Raw genomic sequence first — 20,684 nt, 5'->3', positions numbered from 1 at the left:
TTATTAATAAATCCTCTATTATAAATCTTTCTTTCTCTTAATAAAGCATCTCTTTTGAAAATTATATTCGTTTAGTAAAAAACTAATTTTTCGTCTTAACGCGTAAAGAGTGTCTTCTTAATATAATCTATAGGCATCGCAACCTCTGTCCATAGTTCAAATGCGATAGCCGCTTGTCCAATCAGCATCCCTAGACCATTAATGGTTTTACACCCTCTGCTTTCTGCTTGCTGCAATAGCTTCGTTTTTGCTGGATTATAAATCAAATCGGATACTACCAAATTCGATGGGAGGACCTTTTCCTCTCCTATAATGCTTTCCTCCTCCATTGAATACATACCTAATGAAGTAGTATTAATTAACACATCTGCCTCTTCTACAGCCTTTGCTAAGGTTTTGTTTTCTAAGCAGTTTATTTCAATATGAACATTAGGAATACTCATGCCTATGAGTTGGGCAATATCATGAGCCTTGTCTATAGTTCGATTTAAAATTGTGATCTTCTTCGCTCCATCCAAGGCTAGCTGGACTGCTACACTTCTAGCTGCCCCACCTGCACCCGCTATTACAAAAGTTTTTTCCTTTACATAAATCCCCTCATCCTCCAATGACTGAACATATCCCTTTCCATCGGTATTATGACCTACCAGTTTTCCATTCTGGTTAACCACTGTATTCACAGCACCAATAATCTTTGCATTCTCAGAAACCTCATCTAAATAATTCATAACTTCTCGCTTATGAGGCATGGTCACATTAAAACCTCGAAATTTTAAAACCTTCATGGCCTCTACTGTCTTTGATAGGTCCTGCTGCACCACTTCGAAGGGAATATAGATGTAATTTAAATTGAGATATTGAAATGCACCATTATGTATTTTAGGAGAAAAGCTCTGTTTGATTGGTCTACCTATAATTCCTGTTAGTTTCGTTTCATCTGTAATCACGTAACTCATAAGACCCCCTACCTTATCCATATAGTATAAAAAAGCTTCTATAGAAAGATTTTAAGGAAGCTTTTTGTGAAGTTCACTTACGGTAAAGTTCTTCTTTAGAGACATATTGTAAGTAGAACTTTCCTGTTCGTTATCAAAAGTCATTCTCTATAAATTATATCACAGCCTTTAATTTTTCCTACTGTTTCTTCACCCATTTCCTCTTATTCGCCCATCTTGCAATGACCTCTCAGTTCGTGCTATAGTTTTATATATCCAAAATAGTTTGACAATGATATAAAAAACGGCTTTCTGCCTCTAGGAGATATGTTATGAGAATCGGTTTATGTGATGATAATCAAGTACAATTAAACTATATACAAACCCTTATATTTTCGTGGATGAATTTAAAAAATATACAGTGTCATATCTCTACTTATATTAGTGCAGAGGAATTTATTTTTGAGCATCCAGATACCTATCCCTTCGATCTACTGATATTAGATATCCAAATGGGCAACATGAATGGAATGGAGCTTGCAAAAAACATTAGAGCTACGGATGCGAACATAATGATTATTTTTTTAACGGGTCTAGAGGAATACGTATACGAGGGTTATGAGGTCGGTGCTTTAAGGTACCTGTTAAAGCCTATAAATGAACAACAGCTCATGGTATTGCTCGATGAATCCCTTCACAAAGTAAAAAGAAACATTCATAAATGGTACATCTTTACATACAATGGGAACACAATGAAATTAAACCATAATGATATTGTCTATATTGAAGCCCGCGGACATTACGTAGATTTAGTCACCACTGGGAACCACTATGAAATTAAAAGAAATATCAGCCAATTGTTTAAAGATCTTGGAGAGAGTGATTTCTTCTGCTGTCACAGATCCTACATTGTCAATTTAAACCATGTGGAAAAAATCAATAAGTCTGATTGTGTCCTCTCTACTGGTGTATCTATTCCCGTCAGTAGAGGAAATTATTCAGGATTGAACAAAGCCTTTATTCACTATTATCGGAGGAAATCTTTATGATAGAACCTTTAAATAGAACCCTCATCATATGTGTTTATCATTTTATACTATGTTTATTTTTTCTTCTATCTCATGTAAAAAAACATACCGTTTCTTTTATTTTCCAAGGGATCTTCTATCTAGTTATGGTATTGATCGCGTATTGCAGCGTCCTTTATTTGCAAAATAGAATTTGGATTTCATTTCTCCTGTCCACCCTTGTATTCGTAATTGCTGAGTACCATCATTATTTTATAAAAAAGATCTACGATCAACTAGAAATAGAACATCAAGATAAACTGGTGAGCCATCATATAGATGAGGTGCAAAGTATTTATCTAACCATGAGAGAATGGCGACATGATTACCACAATCATATGCAAACCTTAAAGGCGCATATGGCTATGGCACAATACGATTTAGCAAATCAATATTTGGATGAACTTGAGAAGGATTTAAATGATATTCGTATTTTTATCAAATCTGGCAATATCAATTTAGACGCCATTTTAAACAGTAAACTGTCTCTTGCTAAATCTAAAAATATTACTGTCAATTGCAAGGCACAGCTTCCTTCAAAGCTGACCATCTCCGATATCGACCTTTGTGTATTGATCGGAAACCTTCTGGATAATGCATTGGAGGCTTGTGAACAAATGCCTCCTGATACAGAGCCTTTTTTACGGATCTATATCGGTATCTTTAAACAACAGCTCTATATCTCCGTTACGAACTCTACGAAAGATCTGGTACGAAAGCTGGATCATGAATATATCACCAATAAAAGAGGAAACCACGGTCATGGGTTAAAAAGAATCTATAATACGGTGAAAAAATATGAGGGATTTATCAATAGTCAAAATGAACCGGGGGTCTTTGTCACAGAAATCATGCTTCCACTATAAACCATTGGTGCACAATTCAATACAATTGATGCACCTTTTTTATTTCAGGTAAGCTTTAATGATAGTATATAGATAACGAAACACGATCACTCCTTTCAGCACTTAAAATCTTAAGTTTATTAAAAAATTCAGTGCTCCATGGAGTAGCTTCAGTTGCGCAGTTTAATATTTTCATTCATTATTTATGTGAATTGGCTAATATCAGTTTAAAAATAGAAAGGAAGTGCGCTCATTGACTTATTCTTTATTTTCTAATATCAGATACCTCTATCAAAAACTATTCAACTTTGATAAAAAATTTAGGTTCTATATTCCCCTTCATTTTCTCTGTGAATTTTCTTTGCCCCTGCTGTCCTCTGTAATACCAGCCTTGGCTGTAAAACTCATTACAGAAAGTGCAGATATACAATCCTATATTCTGATCATTGGCATTACTGTTGCCCTATACGCTTTTATACTTTCTGCAAAACAGTACCTCTACCAAAGAATTAATTTCGAAAATACACTTTTACGCTTAAAGGATTTTATTATAGCCAATGGGGTAAAGCTGATGACAACGGACTATGTCAATGTAGAGCCCCAAGAAAAGCAGCTGGTAATTCAAAAAGCATTGAATGCCCTCACCAGCAATTGGGTCGGCGTAGAATTTATGATGAAAAATACACCTGTTTTTTTCTTAAATATTTCAGGGCTGCTGACCTATGGTCTACTGATCACTGCTCTGGATTATAAAATTATTCTTGTATTGGCCTTGATGACCTTGCTCAATATTGTACTTACCAACTACGCCAGAGCCTATGAAGAAAAACACAAAAAGGAATACGTGAACTACGATCGCCAGATACGCTACCTATATGAAAACTCTACTTCTCTCATCAACGGTAAGGATATTCGAATGTACCAAATGGAAGACTGGTTCTACGCTTTGTTTCAACAACTGATAAAAAAGCGTGTAGCGTGGCATAAGCAGGTAGAGTTTCGGTATTTTATACCTGCCTTATCAGATAATCTATTACTTTTTATAAGAGATTTTATGGCCTACGGAATATTAATCCGCAGTGTGCTCGGTGGACAGATCGATGCAGCGCAGTTTACATTCTACATTGGGATTCTTGCAGGGTTTTCTACCTTTCTAACAGAAGCTGTAAATGCGTATTCCAATTTAAGAAGGGCAAATCTCGGTGTCAATGACTACCGATTGATGGATGAAATAAAAGAAGTATTCAACCACGGTGATGGCTGTGATCTTCCACAGCCTTCCGATTATCCGCTTTCAATTGAATTTGAGAATGTATCCTTCCGATATCCAGGCGCTACAAAAGATACCATCTCTAATTTTAACTTAAAAATAGAACCTGGTAGTAAGATTGCCTTGGTGGGGGTCAATGGTGCCGGTAAAACCACCTTAGTAAAGCTGCTATCAGGCCTTTACTATCCGACACAGGGTGAAATACGGATTCATGGAAAATCTCTTACAGATTATAATATCGAAGAATACTACAAATTAATTGCTGCAATATTTCAAGATGTTCAAGTTCTAGCGTTCACCATTGCCAAAAATGTGGCGGTTTGCAGGGATGAACTGATTGATTATGATAGGGTACGGCAATGTCTAGCACTTGCAGGACTCAAAGAAGATGTGGATCTTTTAAAGTATAAGGAGCATACCTATCTGACACAGAATTTAGACAAGGAAGGGGTTATGCTTTCTGGTGGACAGATGCAAAAATTAATGTTGGCTAGGGCTCTCTATAAGGATGCCCCCATATTGATATTGGATGAGCCTACTGCTGCTTTGGATCCAATTGCCGAAAGTGAAATCTATGAAAAATATAATGATTTAACTGCTGGAAAGACATCCTTATTTATATCTCATCGATTATCCAGTACCAAATTTTGCGATCGCATTCTCTTTTTAGAGGAGGGCCGCATCGTAGAAGATGGAACTCACGATGAATTATTAGCAAAGGGTGGAAAATATGCGGAGATGTTTGAAATTCAAAGCCATTACTATAAAGAAAACTCGGAGGTAGGTTTCTATGAAAAGCAATCAATTTAAAATTGTCATCGACGATACCCGAGAAATTCTAAAATGGATCTCCCATATTTCAAAATGGTTTTTTCCCCTCATTCTAGCAAAAAACATCATACAGGCAACGCTACCCTACATTCATATCCTCTTTGGTTATCTCATACTGGATGGTATTATCGCAAAGGACTCCAGTTCTGATATAATGAAAAATCTATATTGGATGATCGGCCTAAACCTCGGGCTTGGCTTACTCCATTCTTTCTTAACAAGGCTTTTGAATGTAAAAACAGAGTATATCCATCACGCCACCAAGGCTGAAATCGCAAGAAAGGCTCAAACCTTGGATTATGAAGAGCTAGAGAAAAAAGAAAGTTTGGATCTTTTAAGAAGGGCTGAGGAAGGGATTAATTCCAATGGTGGTATTCCATCCTTTTGTAACACCATTGGCAGCTTAATCACCCATGCCATAACCATTGTGTATTCTATCCTGCTACTGAGTGGTCTTTTTATAGCAGCACCCAAGGAAAATGCAACCGTATTGGAGCGAGTATTTAACTCACCTCTACCGACCCTTTTATTTTTCATATTATTTGCTAGTGCTTTATTTTTAAATTTTAAAATCTCTGAACAATTAAACAAGAGGTCCTATGCTTTCTTTGAGGAAAATGTAGATACCAACCGTATATTGAATTACTTCGGAGGGGTGTCCAACAATTATAACTTTGGCAAAGATATTCGGATCTATGGCATGGCAGATATGATCCAAGAAGAAATGAATCAAAAAAATGATGCGATTATTACTATGATGCGCTCTCTGGGCATTACTTACGGCAGATATTCCGCTTTAATAGAAATAGTCAATCAATTTGTTATCTTCTCCGTCTATATCTTTGTTGGGATTAAGGCCATATTGGGACTCGTTAGTATCGGTAGTATTTTAAAATATGTGGGGGCTCTGATTCGCTTCATCGGTGCTGTATCTAGTATCACCATATTTTATACACAGCTTGACCTGCAAAGACAATATTTAAATAATTATTCCTTATTTTTAAACCTAGAGAATAAAAAGTACCAAGGGACCTTACCCATAGAAAAGCGTGATGACAATGAATATGAGCTTGAATTTAGAAATGTTTCCTTTCGCTACCCCAATAGCCCGGATACGGTATTAGATCGTATTTCCTTCAAATTAAAGGTGGGGAATAAAATGGCTATCGTTGGAAGAAATGGTGCTGGTAAAACAACCTTTATTAAACTTTTGTGCAGGCTTTATGACCCTACAGAGGGAGAAATACTGTTAAATGGAATCAACATTAAAAAATATGACTATAAGGAATATTTGCAGATATTTTCCGTGGTATTCCAAGACTTCAAATTATTCTCCTTCGATATCGGGCAGAATGTTGCTGCATCTATTGATGTGAATGAGGAAAAGGTTTGGAAGGCGTTGGAGCAAAGTGGTATTTCTGAACGGGTCAAAAAAATGGATCGTGGTATTTATACGAATATTTATCAAAATGAAGAAAACGGCATAGAAATTTCTGGTGGAGAAGCACAAAAGATCGCCATATCAAGAGCATTATATCGAGATGCACCCATAGTTATTTTAGATGAACCTACTAGTGCATTGGATCCAATGGCGGAGTATGAAATCTACGCAAGGTTTGATCATATGGTATCTCAAAAAACCTCTATTTATATCTCTCACCGTATGTCTAGCTGTAGATTCTGTGATCATATTTTGGTATTCGACAAAGGCCGAATTGCTCAGGTAGGGAATCATACCACCTTGATGAAGGACGAGAAGGGGCTCTATCATACGCTTTGGACAAAGCAGGCAAAGTATTATAATTAGAAAGAGATTTCATTATAAAAGACTTAGCGGTGTACCTATAAATATACCGCTAAGTCTTTTAACAAAAATAGGAGCAGCTAAGTCGCTACTCCTACTCCATTCACCTTTATTAATCCATTGTATATGGTAATAAAGCGATATGTCTTGATCTTTTGATCGCCTGTGTTAATTCTCTTTGGTGAATTGCACAGTTTCCTGAAATTCTTCTTGGTAAAATTTTACCTCTTTCAGTAATATATTTTTTTAGTTTATGCACGTCTTTATAATCAATATTTTTTGATTTGTCCGCACAGAAAACACAAATTTTCTTTCTAGCTTTACGTTTTCTTTTATTGTTCTCCATCATTTTCCCTCCTCTTCTCTAGAATGGGATGTCTTCGTCGTCATCCATGGCTTGGAATTCGCTAATATCTATATCTACAGATCCAAAATCATCGTTTCTTCTAGTTGGAGTTTGTCCTTCTTTGTTCCCCCACTCTAAGAATTCCACCTGGTCAGCAATAACTTCTGTAATATATCGCTTTTCTCCAGTTTGCGTTTCATAAGATCTGCTCTGAAGTCTACCTTCAAGACCTACCAATCTACCCTTTGACAGGTAGTTTGCGCAGTTCTCAGCACTTTTTCCCCATACAACTATGTTGAAAAAGTCTGCTTCCTTTTCTTTTGAAAAAGGTCTATTTACTGCTATACTAAAGGTGGCAACGGCTTTTCCGCTTGCAGTAAAACGTAATTCTGGATCCCTAGCAAGACGTCCGATTAAAATTACTCGATTCATTTTTTCCCCACCTTTACGATTATTTTTCTAGTCTAATAATCATATGTCTAATTACTTCATCAGCAATTTTTAAGTTTCTGTCTAATTCCTTTGGAACATCTGCAGCAGCACTGAAGTTTACTAAAGTATAGTATCCTTCGTTGATTTTGTTGATTTCATAAGCTAATCTTCTGTTACCCCACTCATCAACATTTTCGATTGTTCCATCAGCTTCGATGATACCTCTAAACTTGTCTAATAGTTGATTTCTTTTTTCTTCTTCAACATTTGACTTTAGAATATACACTAATTCATACTTATTCATTTTTCCACCTCCCTTTGGACTTAGCGGCCCTGTTTCTTAACAGGGCAGAGAAATGATTTTCTCACATTAAGATATTATAGCACTTTATCTATTGAAATGCAAATAAAATTATACCTTTCTTTGATAATTGGTAGTAATTTTTAAAATTATAGAAATTTGTTGATTTAGCTCCTCCAAGGGAAAACCAATCTACCTAACAATATTAATTCTTAATAAATGTAAGATGCTAGATTCAAATAGATCAATAGCCTATCTGAATCTAGCCTAAATTGTTTTATTTACCTTTGATTTCACCTATGTTATGAAATCTAATATTTCTTTACGCGCAATAGCTTGTCCACTTTTAAATCACGTACTTATCTTAAATTTTGAACAACGTCAGATTCTTTTCGCGGTTTAAATGCTGATAATAACATTGTAGTTGAAGTATATAAAATGACTAAGATAATTACCCAGCCTAGCACATTAAGTGGTAACGACTTTACAATATATGCTGCGATGAAAACGCCAACGATTCCGCCTAAGGTTATTCCTAAAGATGCCTTTCTATCATAAGCCCCTTCTTTTACAAACTTAACAGATGCTACTGGCATAAGAAAAGCACATGATCCCATCATAATTGGAAAAGCAACACTTGGCGACATCCCTAAGAAATATACTAAAGCCATACAAGGTGCATAAAGTCCGATTCCAGCTGTCATTAAAGCACCTAATACAAAGTTTGCTGCTATAGCAAACACTAATTTGCCTCCCTCTAATCCAATGGCTTCACCGCCACCAGGCATCCATCCCATTTTAGATGCAAACATTAAAAAGGCTGTTACGAATAAAGCTATTCCCATAGTAATTTGAATCTTTTTCTCAGGCAATTTAGAAACAATACCTGCACCCACCCAAGCACCAATTGCTGCAGCTGACAACATACCGATTAAGGTAACGGGTTCTACCTCTATTACGGTCATAAATATAAAAGCTTCCGTCACAACTGGTATCGTGCAAGCAACATTCAATGTTCCCGGTATAACTTTATCTTTTGTTTGCTTAAATGCTTTTAATAAAGCTGTGGTAGGGGCAAAAGATCCGATTCCTAAGGTATCAAAAAAGTTTGTGATAAAGCCAATTATACCTACCTTTACCCAGGAATTTGATTCTAAATTATTTTTATTATTATTAAAATCCTTTAAAAAAATAATAGTAAACCATGCTACAAGAACGGTCAATACACCTAAAACCAATTTTAACATTATTGTTTCCCCCTATTTAAAAAGTTTCTGTTATTTTTTTAACAATTAAATTTGTAATCCTACTTTTTTTGTCCCCTTTAGTGCCTATTCTACTTTAATACAAAGCCATTCTTTACTGGATCATCTGGAGATATAACGAACTGATTAAATCCTGTTATAAAAGCAGATCCTGTTATTTCTGGTATAATGGCTTCATAATCACCAACTTTAGTCGTTCCAAGAATTCTACCTTTAAATGTAGTTCCTAAAATACTCTCATAAATAAAAGGTTCATCCATCTTTATTTGCCCTTTTGCATATAATGTAGCCAACTTTGCACTTGTTCCTGTTCCACAAGGAGATCTATCCACTTGTCCCTGTCCAAATATAACTACATTTCTATAGTGCGCATTTTGATGTACTGCATCATCAAAAATTTCTACTAAATCAACAGTTTTTATATGTTCTAGATTTGGGTGTTTTATATCGATGGTATGATTAATGATTTCTCTTATTTTCAATCCAATTTCTATCAATCTTTGCGTATTTTTAGGATCAATTGTTACCATCAGCTGTTTTGCATTAACTATTGCAAAAAAACTGCCTCCAAACGAGATATCTAAGATGACATCTCCAATGTCCGGTACATTTATAACGACATCTTTTTTGTATAGAAAAGCTGGCACATTCACAATAGAAACTTCTTTTACCCTCCCATTCTCTATCCTTGCTTTTCCTCTTATTAATCCAGCCGGCGTGTCCATAGCTACTTCTGTAAAAGGTTCCTTTTTCTCTACCATACCAGTTTCTATGGCTACTGTAATCGCTCCTATTGATCCATGACCACACATATTCAAATATCCGCCACCATCCATAAAGATAATTCCAAAATCTGCTTCCTTATGGGTTGGTGCTAAGATTATAGAGCCAAACATATCGTTATGACCTCTCGGTTCATGCATGATAGTAGTTCGAACGGCATCCATTTCTTTTTCTAAGAAAGCCTTTTTTTCAGCCATTGTATCTCCAGGAATATTTGGAATACCACCTACAACAATACGAGTAGGTTCCCCCATGGTGTGAGAATCTATAGTATGAATACTCTTTGTAAAATTCATTTACTTATCCTCCCTTTTCATTTTTAATTTTAGAAGTGCTAATGCCTTTTTAGCATCTAATAAAGTTACATTGTTCTCCCCAACAACTTCTGTTTCTATGCCTTTTGCCGATTTATTAAAATCTACAATGGTATCCATATATTTATTTTTCACTACAAAACTTGCTTGTTTCCCTATGAAGCTAATCCCTACAACAGAGATACGCCGCTTCCCTATTTCTTCTATTGTATTGGCATAGTCTACGTGGGAGTTTCCCCATCCATCGACAGAAATAATAACACCATCAGCTCTCATCATCTCTATCATAGCCGCAGTCCTTTGACCTACGAAATGTTTATCCCGATTATCTTGAGGAGTCCCTACGAAGATAACTCCTAAAAGATCTATATCTTCATCTCCAGATACAACATTTAGAAGCGGGTCCCTAAAATGATGGAGGGTTGTTTCTTTAGTAGATGGTCCAATTCCCATACACGATCACCACCTTATGTCATAGCACGTAGTGCACCATCTCTATATTCATTTGGCGTAACAATAATAGGCATATTTCCCATATCTATTATGGATCTACCTCCATCAAACCCACTGGGCTCCTTCGGAAATAATTGATTATCATACATAGCACCTTGCCCTGCAATTTGTTTAATGATTACTACCTTTTTCTTTTCCGGCCTTATTTTGTCGTAATATTCGTTAAATTCAGTCGCTGTGCGTCCATCCATAATTTTTAAAAGTTCTCTAATTGGTTGTATGAATCTATCACAACTTCGGTGTGCCACTCGTGGTAGATTTCTATCGAGGGCATAGCCTCTTTTGAATGTTACATCAAAATTTATTATGAAATCATTTTTACTTGGTGTTCCAGCTCTTCCAAGAAATATTACATCTTTTAATATACCTTCCGATGAACCAAATTCAGCGAGTTGAAAACCATCTTTACTAACACCGGTCAACATAACGTATACTCCAGTAAAAGTATGTGTTATACCCTCTCCTAATTTACCTAAAACCTTAGTGGAAATGGGAATGATATCCATTATGCTATTCACCCATAGATTGTGATCTTTAGGAGATATTACGTTGATATTTATGGACTCAATAGCTTCCTCCTTCTGTAAAATTAGGTCTAAACTTCTTCTACTAATGGTTAAATTTCCTTTATCAACACTATTTTCATCTCCCAATAGCACATTGTCTATGTGGAAGGATTTAATTACTAACCTTCTTAAGTTTATTTCTTTTTCCAATAGACCACCTTCTTATTTTGAATTTCCCACTCCATAAAGGAGTGGGCGTTCATTATTTAAACTTTGGCAGTATACTCATATGGTAATTGAACGATTTTCCCTGCCGATGTAATCTCTACCAGCTGGATTAATGAATCTCTAACGATTGCTGTTTGCATTGCCTTATCATTTGGTGCTCCAGCATTTGCTCCCATAGGAACGAGTGGCGCTACAGCTCTAGGTGTACCATTTTGTCTAACTACTGGTGGTAAAGCAGCTATAATAATTGTAGGAATCCCCGATTCCTCAATAGCTCTCTGTACAATTACAGCAGAGCGATGACAAGTACCTCAGCCGGCTGTTAGTAAAACTGCATCCACGCCCTCAGACTTTAGCCTCCTTGCTATTTCAGGTCCCGTTTCCTCCTGAAATTTTTGTTGATCTCCTCCGCCACCCATAAATCCAAAGTGTACTGGTGCAGCAGCTTTAATAAAGCCTTCTTCAGCCAACTCCTTTAATCGATCTATAGGAAACATACAATTTATGTCCTTATTTACATCACCATTATCATATCCACCATGAGATACCATTAAATCTGTGGATAGAGATTCAACTGGAACCTCTCTAAAACTAAAATCTCCTGCAAGGTTAAATCTTTTATCTGATTTTAGGTGTACTCCCGCAGCGGTCGCCAAAGCGATTGTCATATCTTTCAGTTCTTTTTTTACTGGAGTCCAAACCGGTGGCGGTGTAATTGGAACAAAAATTTCGGATTGTAGCCCTTTAACTATTGAAAGACTCATTTGACCTCTCCTCTCTCATTTTTTTATTGTGATTTATTAGATCTAAATATTTTTCATTGATTTCTTCACTTAAGCTTTCAGGATAACTCATCATAAAGCCAACTTCTTGTCCTACTTTAATATTGTGGTTTGAAATTAGCATTCTTCTTGGAATTTTCATAAATCCTAATCTCCCCTTTAAATCTATGGAAACTGCTCCATCCTGTATCTCAATTATGATTCCTTCCATATAGATCTGCTTGTCCCCAAATCTTAAATTTTCCATCTATCTGAGCTCCTTTGCTTAATTTGAAAAACTATTTTTCATAGATTTCTAATCTCTTCTTACTTTTTGGCAGGATTTGTTCATTATCAACAAGGCCGATCTTTGACTCATATGTTTTTTCAAGTATCTCTATATTATTGATTTTTACATTGGCATTCCATTTTCTCTCTGCTTCCTTAACATGTTCGTTTGCCATTGCTGCCTTTAGCATAGCGATTGCTCTTATAGCATCTTCTTTACATAAAGTGTTATTGGATAGTATCTCATTTTCAATTCCTAGTTTCGACTTATTAAGATCGATCATATGGGTCATATACTCATTTCCAACAACCAATGCACCTTGGTTTGCCGCAAATGTCATCCCTACCACAGGAACTCCTCTTTGACCTACTTGTTCATGGTGGCTGGCAAAATCAATATGGTTATTCCCAAAGCCTTCCGTGGTTATAATTACACCATCTAAATCCATAGATTCAATGATCATTCCTAATCTTTCAGATACATAAAATTTTTCAGCATTAATTTGAGGAGATCCTACAAAGATAACAGATGCTAAATCTATTTCCTCATCATTCATTGCCTCAATTACTAGAGGTTCCCTCCAATAATGTCTTGAATTTTCCTTTGAAGCTGGTCCGATACAAGTTAACGCATGAATACTACCATCTAAAACTTCTAAGGGAGATAAAACAACTGGGATATTACCTAAATCAACATTTGGTTTCCCACCTAATACCCCTACAGGCTCTACCGGTAATATTAAGTTGTCGTGCATTGCCCCTTGACCCATAATCTCTTTGACAATGGCTATTTTCTTTTTGCCTGGTCGTCTATACTGTACTAATTCTTCCACATTGGTTACTAGGCTTTCATCTAACCTTTTAAGTGCTTCTCTTATTTCTTGCGTTATAAAATCGGAAGCTTTATGAGCAGCTAAAGGACCTGGCCTCTCCATATTTGTTCCATCTTTAATCACAACTTGTGTTTTAATAAATATGTCACCTTTATCCGGTGCCCCCGGCCTACCCCACATAATATTTGTTTCTAAAACACCCTCTGAAGAACCGAATTCTCCAATTTGTACGCCATTTTCATCTGTTCCCGTAACCATAATAATGACACCATCTAATACCCTTGTGATACCATTTCCCAATTTACCTTCTTCTTTCGTAGCAATTGGCTGTACATCCATTATGGTTTCACTATATTCCTTGTACCTATCAGGAGTAATAATATCTAGCTTAATATCAACAACTAGTTTGTCTGCCTTTAGTGCATCTTTACAGATATCTTCTCTAATATAAAGTGTGGTCCCATCAATCTTTGTCTCTTTTCCAAATTCCACAGAAGTAATACTAAAATGTTTTTTTGTCAGTCTCCTTATTTCCTTTGAAACGAAGGGCTGATCCATGATATTACTCCGTGCTTCCTTAACTTCTTCTGTTCTAGCAACCATCTGCTCTGCATCATCTAGTCCTGAGATCGTATTTGCTCCAGATAATAAAATAGGGATCTCCAAGTCTATATCTTTACCTTCCCCAATGTGTATTTTTATCATGGCTGTATTTTTAGCTTTACTGGATACTTCTTGTGGAACTATAGATTCAACCTTTTTCTCTTCTTGTTTCGTAGCATTGCTTTTTTCTTCTACAGCAACTGGTTTATGGATACCTTCTACATAATCAGCAGTAATAGGAACTAATGCATCTATAGTTTTTATTAGCTTAGCTCCAATTACCTCGCTAATTTTTAAGCAATCCTCTGGTATCTGTAATAACTTTGAGTCAACTAAATCTGGAAATATATTGGGATCCTCCAAATTAGAAGGACCTATTACTATACCAGCTTCAAATCTGCAACATGAAACCGCCGGATCATTACCATGGTCTTTTGCTGTTTCTAGAGAAATTGACATTTTAAATCAGCCTCCTTTTATTGTTTTTTTCTATATAATTTATGGTTTGAACCTCTTAATACATGGTCTGTGCTGTGATATACTGGAACTCCTAACCTAGGAGCTGTCATCATGACTGTATTCGTTCAGTCCTCACAGGTTCCGGTAATGATAACCTCGGCTCCTTGTTTTTTTAAAAAAAGTACCTTTTCAGCTTGACCCGGACATACTCCTGGCAAATCGCATCGATATCTACCATTAAACGCTGTCATTCTTTTACATTGAACTTCTGCGACTACTTCCGCTTCCATACCAGCTGCAATTTCTTTTAATCTTTCTTCTTGTGCGCCACACTCACAGGCTATAATTCCGACTTTTCTCTTTTCTACTGGAAAAGGCATCGCAACTAAAATCCCACCGGTGGTTTTAATGATAGTTGTTTCTTCCCCTCCCTTTTTACCTGTGAAAGGCCCTCCAATTACGATCTCACCATGTGGATTTTCGTAACCACCACATTGATCGATAAAATAAGATACTGGATATCCGATCGGAGATTCTAAAAAAACCTTAGGAGCTTTAACACGTCCTCCTACAGTGATATCTTTAGTGATTACAGGCTTTCTCTTCTCAATGGCTAAACAAATATTCTTTATTGTTTCAATATTTAAAACTACGGTGTTTACTTCAATTGGTAATTTTCCTGGCTTTAACTCTACATTCAGCAACTCTCTTACGATGACCCTTTCGTCTCCTGCAGGATACATATCTGGTAAAAATTTAATTTCTATATTGGACTCTGACTTACAAACTTTACCTAACGCAATGATTGCATTTTTATTCTTAGGCTTAATTGCAATATATCCCTTAGCTGCTTTTGTAATTTCCATTACATATTTTAAACCCCTTAGAATTAAGTCCGGCTGCTTCTCTATAGCAAGCATATTATGATTTAATACAGGCTCACATTCTGCCGCATTAACTATTACATAACCCCCTGTCAAATCTACATCTAGCTTAATATGTGTAGGAAAACCTGCGCCCCCCGCGCCTACTACCCCAGCCTCCTTTATGGCTTCTAAATAATTATCCGTCGCCTTAATCATCATATAATCCTCTGATTGATCGGAATAGGCTTTGATACTTACATATTCACTGGTTACTTTCTCAATAATCCCATGTACACTGGAATGGATGTTGGATCCTAATCCATCTGGTACTGCCAACAGCTGGCCTTTTTTAACCTTTTCATTTTCTTTTACGATGGCTTTACTTTCTACGCCCACATGTTGTTTTAATGATATTTTTATAAGCATCCTTATCACCTCCTTCTATTACACTGATATATAGAGCAATTGGCATGCCAAATAAAATTATAGTATTAAAATTTTCTATTTTACTGGCTGTACGTATTGAAATTATCACTAATAAGAAAGTTTTTTTATTATTCTTTGCTATAAATATTTCAATGCTTATTATGAATAGATATATTCAAGTGTCAGTATTCTGACGTTTACATATAATCATTTATCGCTTTTACATATATAATTTGTCTGTTCTTGTCATACTGCAACTATTTCTTCAAAAAAAATGGAACTGTCAATTAGTTGACAGTTGTCAGCTAATTGACAGTTCCAAAAATGATTTTTATAAACTAACCCATCCTATAATAATTCATCTTATAATATAAAGTACTTCTTGGTATATTTAAAATGGTAGCGGCTTTACTTTTATTATTTCCTGCCTTACTCATTGCTTTTTTAATGGTTTCGTATTCTATCTTTTCAATGGTTTTTTGTAAATCAAAATCTTCTTCATCTAAATGGTTGATCCTATGACTATTAAAAATATGCTCCGGTAGGCTATTCGTTGTAATCTCTCCATCCTGTGAGAAAATTAACAAATGATCTACCGCATTTTTTAATTCTCTTATATTGCCCTTCCAATCATAATTTACTAATATTTTTAAAACTTCAGGGGTCATATTTGGATAATTAATTTTATTTTCCTCACAAAACTCTTTTATAAATTTCGTTATCAGCATTGGTATATCTTCTTTTCTTTTTCTTAAGCTCGGTAAAGAAATATTAACGACATTTAACCTATAAAATAGATCTTCTCTAAACTTTCCTTCATTCACTAACTTTCTTAAATCTCGATGAGTAGCTGATATGATTCTAACATCAACTTCTATCACTTTATCAGAGCCAATTCTAACAATTTGTCTTTCCTGCAATACTCTGAGCATTTTTGCCTGCATGTAGAATGGCATATCACCGATCTCATCTAAAAATAAGGTCCCTTTATTTGCTAGTTCTATTTTTCCTATTTTCCCATTTTTCAGAGCTCCTGTAAATGCACCTCCATCATATCCAAACATTTCACTCTCAAATAAGGATTCTGGAATGGCGCTGCAATTAATTGCTACAAAGTCCCCTTTTCTTCCGCTTTCTTCATGTAGTGCTCTAGCAAAAACCTCTTTCCCAGTGCCACTTTCACCTGTAATTAATACACTACTATTTGTTCTTGCTACTTTTTTTGCATTGTTAACAATGTTGACGATCGATTCACTTTTACCCAAAACTTTATCAAAAGAATATCTAGTGTTTGTAATTTTTTTCATCTCACTTTGCAGAAAATGAAGTCGTTCTTTTGTTTTTTCAAGTTCCATGGAAAGATTTATTATTTCTGTTATGTCCCTATCTGTTGAAACACTTCCAACAAATTCATTATCAATATACAGTGGCTCTGCGCTTAAAAATACATGACTACCTTCTCTCGGTATATGGTGTATGCTATTTACTGACTTTCTATTTTCTAATACATTCAATAATATCGCTTGTGGAAAATATTCCCTAATGTTTTTATTAATAATATCCTCAGATTTTATGCCGTATAACACCTCGGAATTTTTTGACCAAAAAATTACCTTTCCATATTTATCTACCACACATACTGCCTCATGAATATTATTTAATATATGGCCGAATGCTTCCATGGTTTTATCTATTTTAAAATAAACTTTATCTAAGATATCTTTAATTCTAACGATACCGATTATTTTGTTTTCCCTAATTACTGGTAACCTTCCAATACCTTTTCTTTTCATTAAATCCTTTGCCCAAATTGCATCTTCATCCGGTCCAATGGTTACGATGTTCTGATTACAATATAGTTCTACTGAATCATCCAAATTATTTTTACAAAAAAAAGTTCCACCAATTATGGATATGTCTGTCATCGTCAGAATACCAAATAGCTCATTTGTATTATTCAGAACAATAACATCTCCTTTATTATACTTGAGCATAATTTGCATTGCTTGTCCCAAAGTAGCATCCTTAGTAATTGTTACGATATCAATATCCATAACATCACTCACATTCATATTGTTCAGTACTTCTAAGAACATATCCTCACTTCTTTCTAATCAATAATTGTTAAACAATAAACAAATTGTAATAATATTATATCATCATATCATAATAATTCGGCAAATATATTGAATTGTGTAATTGATATATCTCAATATTTTTTTATTTTGTATGTATATAACTTAGAATATCTGGCAATTATATAGTTAGATAGCCCCCACAAGTAACATTTATTCATCCCAATCTCCCCTTACAAAAAGAGAGTGGCCAATGGCCACTCTCTTTTATGCTACATCATTTCCTTTAACACTTTTCCTAGTCGAGCAATACCTTCTTTAATTTTATCTTCAGACATATTTGAATAATTTAATCTGAAGGTGTTTTCATTTCCTCCATTTGGATAGAAAGAACCTCCTGGAACGAAAGCAACATTATTTTCTAAAGCCTTTGGCATAATATCTCTTGCGCTTAAATGCTCTGGTAGAACCACCCATGTAAAAAGTCCACCTTCTGGATAGGTATACGTAACATTGCTTGGGAAATGTTCCTTAATCGCTTCTATCATAACATCTCTACGATTTTTGTATACCTTTTTAATTTTTTCAATATGAGCATCAAAATCATACATTTCCATATAAGTGTTCATTTCTCTTTGTGCAATGGTACTAGATTGTAAATCTGCACCTTGTTTAATAAAATTATATTTTTGAAGTATTGGTGCATCTGCAATAACCCAACCAAGTCTCATGCCTGGAGAGAATGTTTTTGAGAATGTACCTAAGAATATAACACGACCTTCTGTATCGAAAGCTTTCAATGATGGTGGTATTTCTCCTTCAAATCTTAATTCTCCATATGGATTATCTTCTATAACTGGTAAGTCATATTCATTTGCAAGCTCTATCAGACGTTTTCTTCTTTCTACAGACCATGTTTTTCCAGATGGATTTTGGAAATCTGGAATAACGTAGATCATTTTTACATTGTCTCTTGTTTTTAGTATTTCTTCTAGGTCTTCCATTACCATACCTTCTGCATCTGTTGCAACTTCTACAAATTCAGGCATACAAGCTTTAAAGGCATTAATTGCTCCTAGATAGCTTGGGCTTTCACAGATGACAATATCTCCTTCATTAAGAAATACTCTCGCAGAAAAATCTAAACCTTGCTGAGATCCACTGGTAATTAAAATATTTTCCGCATTTGTTTTAAATCCGAAAACTTCCATTCTTTTTGCGATTTTTTCTCTAAGAGGCGTAAAACCATCTGTTGGTCCATATTGAAGCGCTTGCATCCCATGTTCCTTTAACACAACTTCTGAAACCTTCGCTAATTCTTCAGTAGGAAATAACTCTGGTGCAGGAAGTCCTCCAGCAAAGGATATGATTTCTGGCTTTTCCGCCAGCTTTAATAGTTCTCTAATCTCTGATGCCTTTAAATAGTCCATTCTTTTTGCAAATTTCATTAAATAATACCTCCCCCGATATTTTTAAATGTTCTTCATGTACATTATAGCATCTTTTTAACAATTAAAAGTATTTAATAAAAAACTTCTATAAAAACATTACTGAAGGAAGCTTTTTTGAGCCTCCTTTATAGGAAGTTTCTTCTTTTGCACCATATTAATAAGAAGAAACCTCCTATTCGTTATAGAAATTAACATTTTTTGTAAAAAATGTTAACCTGCAGGGTTAATTTTTTTGATTCTGCGCTCCAGCTCTGGTCGTTCAAGCCAAATCTGTTTCTCACATCCTAAGCATTTTATTCTAAAGTCCGCACCGGTTCTTAAAATTTCAAAATTCTTGCTACCACAAGGATGCTGTTTTTTAAGTTCAACAATATCGCCTATTTCTAACTTTACTGGCATATAATTTCAATCCCTCCTAACCGACCTGATGGATAATCTTATCCTTATCAATCTTCTGTATTTCATAGATTCCCTTAATTAAAATATTGCCTTCTGCCATTTTCATTTTAACATCATTGAGCTTATCCTTATGAAATCGGATAGAAAGACCACAGCTATGGGTGATTTCTCTCGGCGTAGGAATCACATCAAACTTGTAATTACTTTCTTTAAATATTTTTTCGCCGGCAATGGCATGATGCGTCGATTCAAATACGATAATATAGAGTTCTTCTTGATTTATCATTGTTACCTCTCTTAACTATAGCTTTATTGTATTCCCTGCATTGTTTAATTTTTCTACAATGGTGTACATATTGGATATACCCCCTACTGCCAGTTGATCCTTTATCTTATAATAATCTAGACAAGTCCCACAGGATAGGACTTCAACGCCCCTAGATTCTAATGTTCTGATATGATCGATTACCTCTGAATCTTTAATGGTCAATTTTACACCGCTATTTAAAAAGATTAGAGCTGTCGGTTGAGGCATGACTTCTGTTAGCGCATATACATAGCTTTTCATCAGTAACTTTCCTAGTTCTTCAGAACCTTCCCCAAACTTATCCGTTGAAATTAAAATAACTAAATCCTTACTATTATTAGAAGTTTTCTGAATATCCAATGTCTCTATTCCGATGATTTCCATTCCACTATCTTTAAAAATATCAATATAATAATTTCCTAAATCTTGCTTAATATCGACTTTAAGATTCATACTCTTAGCCAGTTTTGCTACATTTTCCTTTGCTACTTCATTATCTACAATTGTAGTAATTCTTCCATCATCTATAGATTCTAAGGCCTTTTTTGTATGAATTACAGGCAGAGGGCAATTCATTCCTCTAGCATCTACTTCTTTATTCATTTTCATACCCCCATCTTTAAATTTACTATAATTAAAGTATATCAACAGACTCCACATTATTCAATGGCTTCTACTTATATTAAAATTTTATCGTAAAAGTGTTTAATATCAAGTTTTCCTATCAATAATGTATAGCTTTTGATTCATTGTCTATATTAATATTAAAATTAATT

Annotated in this window: 21 protein-coding genes; 4 read left to right on the top strand and 17 right to left on the bottom strand. The window is 35.1% G+C overall.

Features of this window, described 5'->3' with window-relative positions; all coding sequences use genetic code 11:
- Window positions 1–95: 95 nt before the first annotated feature.
- Window positions 96–956, bottom strand: coding sequence for a shikimate dehydrogenase (gene aroE, locus CLOS_RS00245; protein WP_012157927.1), 861 nt, complete (start codon window positions 954–956; stop codon window positions 96–98).
- 311 nt (window positions 957–1,267) lie between these two features.
- Here aroE and CLOS_RS00240 point away from each other — a divergent pair, with 311 nt between their 5' ends.
- From CLOS_RS00240 to CLOS_RS00225, 4 genes are all read left to right on the top strand, one after another.
- Complete coding sequence (locus CLOS_RS00240) at window positions 1,268–1,984, top strand: LytR/AlgR family response regulator transcription factor (protein WP_012157926.1); 717 nt, start codon at window positions 1,268–1,270, stop codon at window positions 1,982–1,984.
- A 158-nt stretch (window positions 1,985–2,142) separates the two neighbouring features.
- Window positions 2,143–2,868 (top strand): sensor histidine kinase, encoded by a 726-nt coding sequence (locus tag CLOS_RS00235; RefSeq protein WP_242649583.1) that lies wholly within the window; start codon window positions 2,143–2,145, stop codon window positions 2,866–2,868.
- 370 nt (window positions 2,869–3,238) lie between these two features.
- On the top strand, window positions 3,239–4,927 hold the full coding sequence (locus CLOS_RS00230) for an ABC transporter ATP-binding protein (RefSeq protein ID WP_198006306.1): 1,689 nt from the start codon (window positions 3,239–3,241) through the stop codon (window positions 4,925–4,927).
- Window positions 4,908–6,755, top strand: a complete 1,848-nt coding sequence (locus CLOS_RS00225; RefSeq protein WP_012157923.1) for an ABC transporter ATP-binding protein — start codon at window positions 4,908–4,910, stop codon at window positions 6,753–6,755. Before CLOS_RS00230 ends, CLOS_RS00225 begins: the two co-directional genes overlap by 20 nt.
- A 109-nt stretch (window positions 6,756–6,864) precedes the next feature.
- Here the strand turns inward: CLOS_RS00225 and rpsR are convergent, their stop codons facing one another.
- From rpsR to yedF, 16 genes are all read right to left on the bottom strand, one after another.
- Window positions 6,865–7,101 carry a 30S ribosomal protein S18 gene (gene rpsR / locus CLOS_RS00220; RefSeq protein WP_012157922.1) on the bottom strand — a complete coding sequence of 79 codons (237 nt, stop codon included), beginning with the start codon at window positions 7,099–7,101 and terminating at the stop codon, window positions 6,865–6,867.
- Between the two features lie 15 nt (window positions 7,102–7,116).
- A complete protein-coding gene (locus CLOS_RS00215; RefSeq protein ID WP_012157921.1) occupies window positions 7,117–7,530 on the bottom strand; it encodes a single-stranded DNA-binding protein in 414 nt (137 codons plus the stop codon).
- Between the two features lie 19 nt (window positions 7,531–7,549).
- Window positions 7,550–7,834, bottom strand: a complete 285-nt coding sequence (gene rpsF / locus CLOS_RS00210) for a 30S ribosomal protein S6 (protein WP_012157920.1) — start codon at window positions 7,832–7,834, stop codon at window positions 7,550–7,552.
- A gap of 356 nt (window positions 7,835–8,190) precedes the next feature.
- Window positions 8,191–9,078 (bottom strand): sulfite exporter TauE/SafE family protein, encoded by an 888-nt coding sequence (locus CLOS_RS00205; protein ID WP_012157919.1) that lies wholly within the window; start codon window positions 9,076–9,078, stop codon window positions 8,191–8,193.
- Between the two features lie 89 nt (window positions 9,079–9,167).
- Window positions 9,168–10,175, bottom strand: coding sequence for a proline racemase (locus CLOS_RS00200; RefSeq protein ID WP_012157918.1), 1,008 nt, complete (start codon window positions 10,173–10,175; stop codon window positions 9,168–9,170).
- Complete coding sequence (locus CLOS_RS00195) at window positions 10,176–10,646, bottom strand: glycine/sarcosine/betaine reductase component B subunit (protein WP_012157917.1); 471 nt, start codon at window positions 10,644–10,646, stop codon at window positions 10,176–10,178.
- Between the two features lie 14 nt (window positions 10,647–10,660).
- A complete protein-coding gene (gene prdD / locus CLOS_RS00190) occupies window positions 10,661–11,422 on the bottom strand; it encodes a proline reductase cluster protein PrdD (protein WP_012157916.1) in 762 nt (253 codons plus the stop codon).
- 56 nt (window positions 11,423–11,478) lie between these two features.
- Window positions 11,479–12,204, bottom strand: a complete 726-nt coding sequence (gene prdB / locus CLOS_RS15430) for a D-proline reductase (dithiol) protein PrdB (RefSeq protein ID WP_012157915.1) — start codon at window positions 12,202–12,204, stop codon at window positions 11,479–11,481.
- Complete coding sequence (locus CLOS_RS00175) at window positions 12,185–12,469, bottom strand: CBO2463/CBO2479 domain-containing protein (RefSeq protein ID WP_012157914.1); 285 nt, start codon at window positions 12,467–12,469, stop codon at window positions 12,185–12,187. The genes prdB and CLOS_RS00175 overlap by 20 nt, the downstream gene beginning before the upstream one ends.
- A 31-nt stretch (window positions 12,470–12,500) precedes the next feature.
- Window positions 12,501–14,384, bottom strand: coding sequence for a D-proline reductase (dithiol) proprotein PrdA (prdA, locus tag CLOS_RS00170; RefSeq protein WP_012157913.1), 1,884 nt, complete (start codon window positions 14,382–14,384; stop codon window positions 12,501–12,503).
- A 17-nt stretch (window positions 14,385–14,401) separates the two neighbouring features.
- The gene (prdC, locus tag CLOS_RS00165) at window positions 14,402–15,676 is read right to left on the bottom strand and encodes a proline reductase-associated electron transfer protein PrdC (protein WP_198006305.1); all 1,275 of its coding nucleotides are present in this window, start codon (window positions 15,674–15,676) and stop codon (window positions 14,402–14,404) included.
- Between the two features lie 338 nt (window positions 15,677–16,014).
- Window positions 16,015–17,772 (bottom strand): sigma-54 dependent transcriptional regulator PrdR, encoded by a 1,758-nt coding sequence (gene prdR / locus CLOS_RS00160; RefSeq protein ID WP_012157911.1) that lies wholly within the window; start codon window positions 17,770–17,772, stop codon window positions 16,015–16,017.
- Window positions 17,773–18,023: 251 nt separating this feature from the next.
- Complete coding sequence (locus CLOS_RS00155; protein ID WP_012157910.1) at window positions 18,024–19,199, bottom strand: aminotransferase-like domain-containing protein; 1,176 nt, start codon at window positions 19,197–19,199, stop codon at window positions 18,024–18,026.
- A gap of 213 nt (window positions 19,200–19,412) precedes the next feature.
- Complete coding sequence (locus CLOS_RS00150; protein WP_012157909.1) at window positions 19,413–19,601, bottom strand: DUF951 domain-containing protein; 189 nt, start codon at window positions 19,599–19,601, stop codon at window positions 19,413–19,415.
- Window positions 19,602–19,617: 16 nt separating this feature from the next.
- Window positions 19,618–19,887 (bottom strand): DUF3343 domain-containing protein, encoded by a 270-nt coding sequence (locus CLOS_RS00145; protein WP_012157908.1) that lies wholly within the window; start codon window positions 19,885–19,887, stop codon window positions 19,618–19,620.
- A gap of 15 nt (window positions 19,888–19,902) precedes the next feature.
- Window positions 19,903–20,511: a sulfurtransferase-like selenium metabolism protein YedF gene (yedF, locus tag CLOS_RS00140; protein WP_012157907.1), complete on the bottom strand. Its 609-nt coding sequence runs from the start codon at window positions 20,509–20,511 to the stop codon at window positions 19,903–19,905.
- Window positions 20,512–20,684 lie beyond the last annotated feature (173 nt).

The organism is Alkaliphilus oremlandii OhILAs (assembly GCF_000018325.1).
Lineage (GTDB): Bacteria > Bacillota > Clostridia > Peptostreptococcales > Natronincolaceae > Alkaliphilus_B > Alkaliphilus_B oremlandii.
This window is presented reverse-complemented; position numbering and strand designations above follow the sequence as displayed.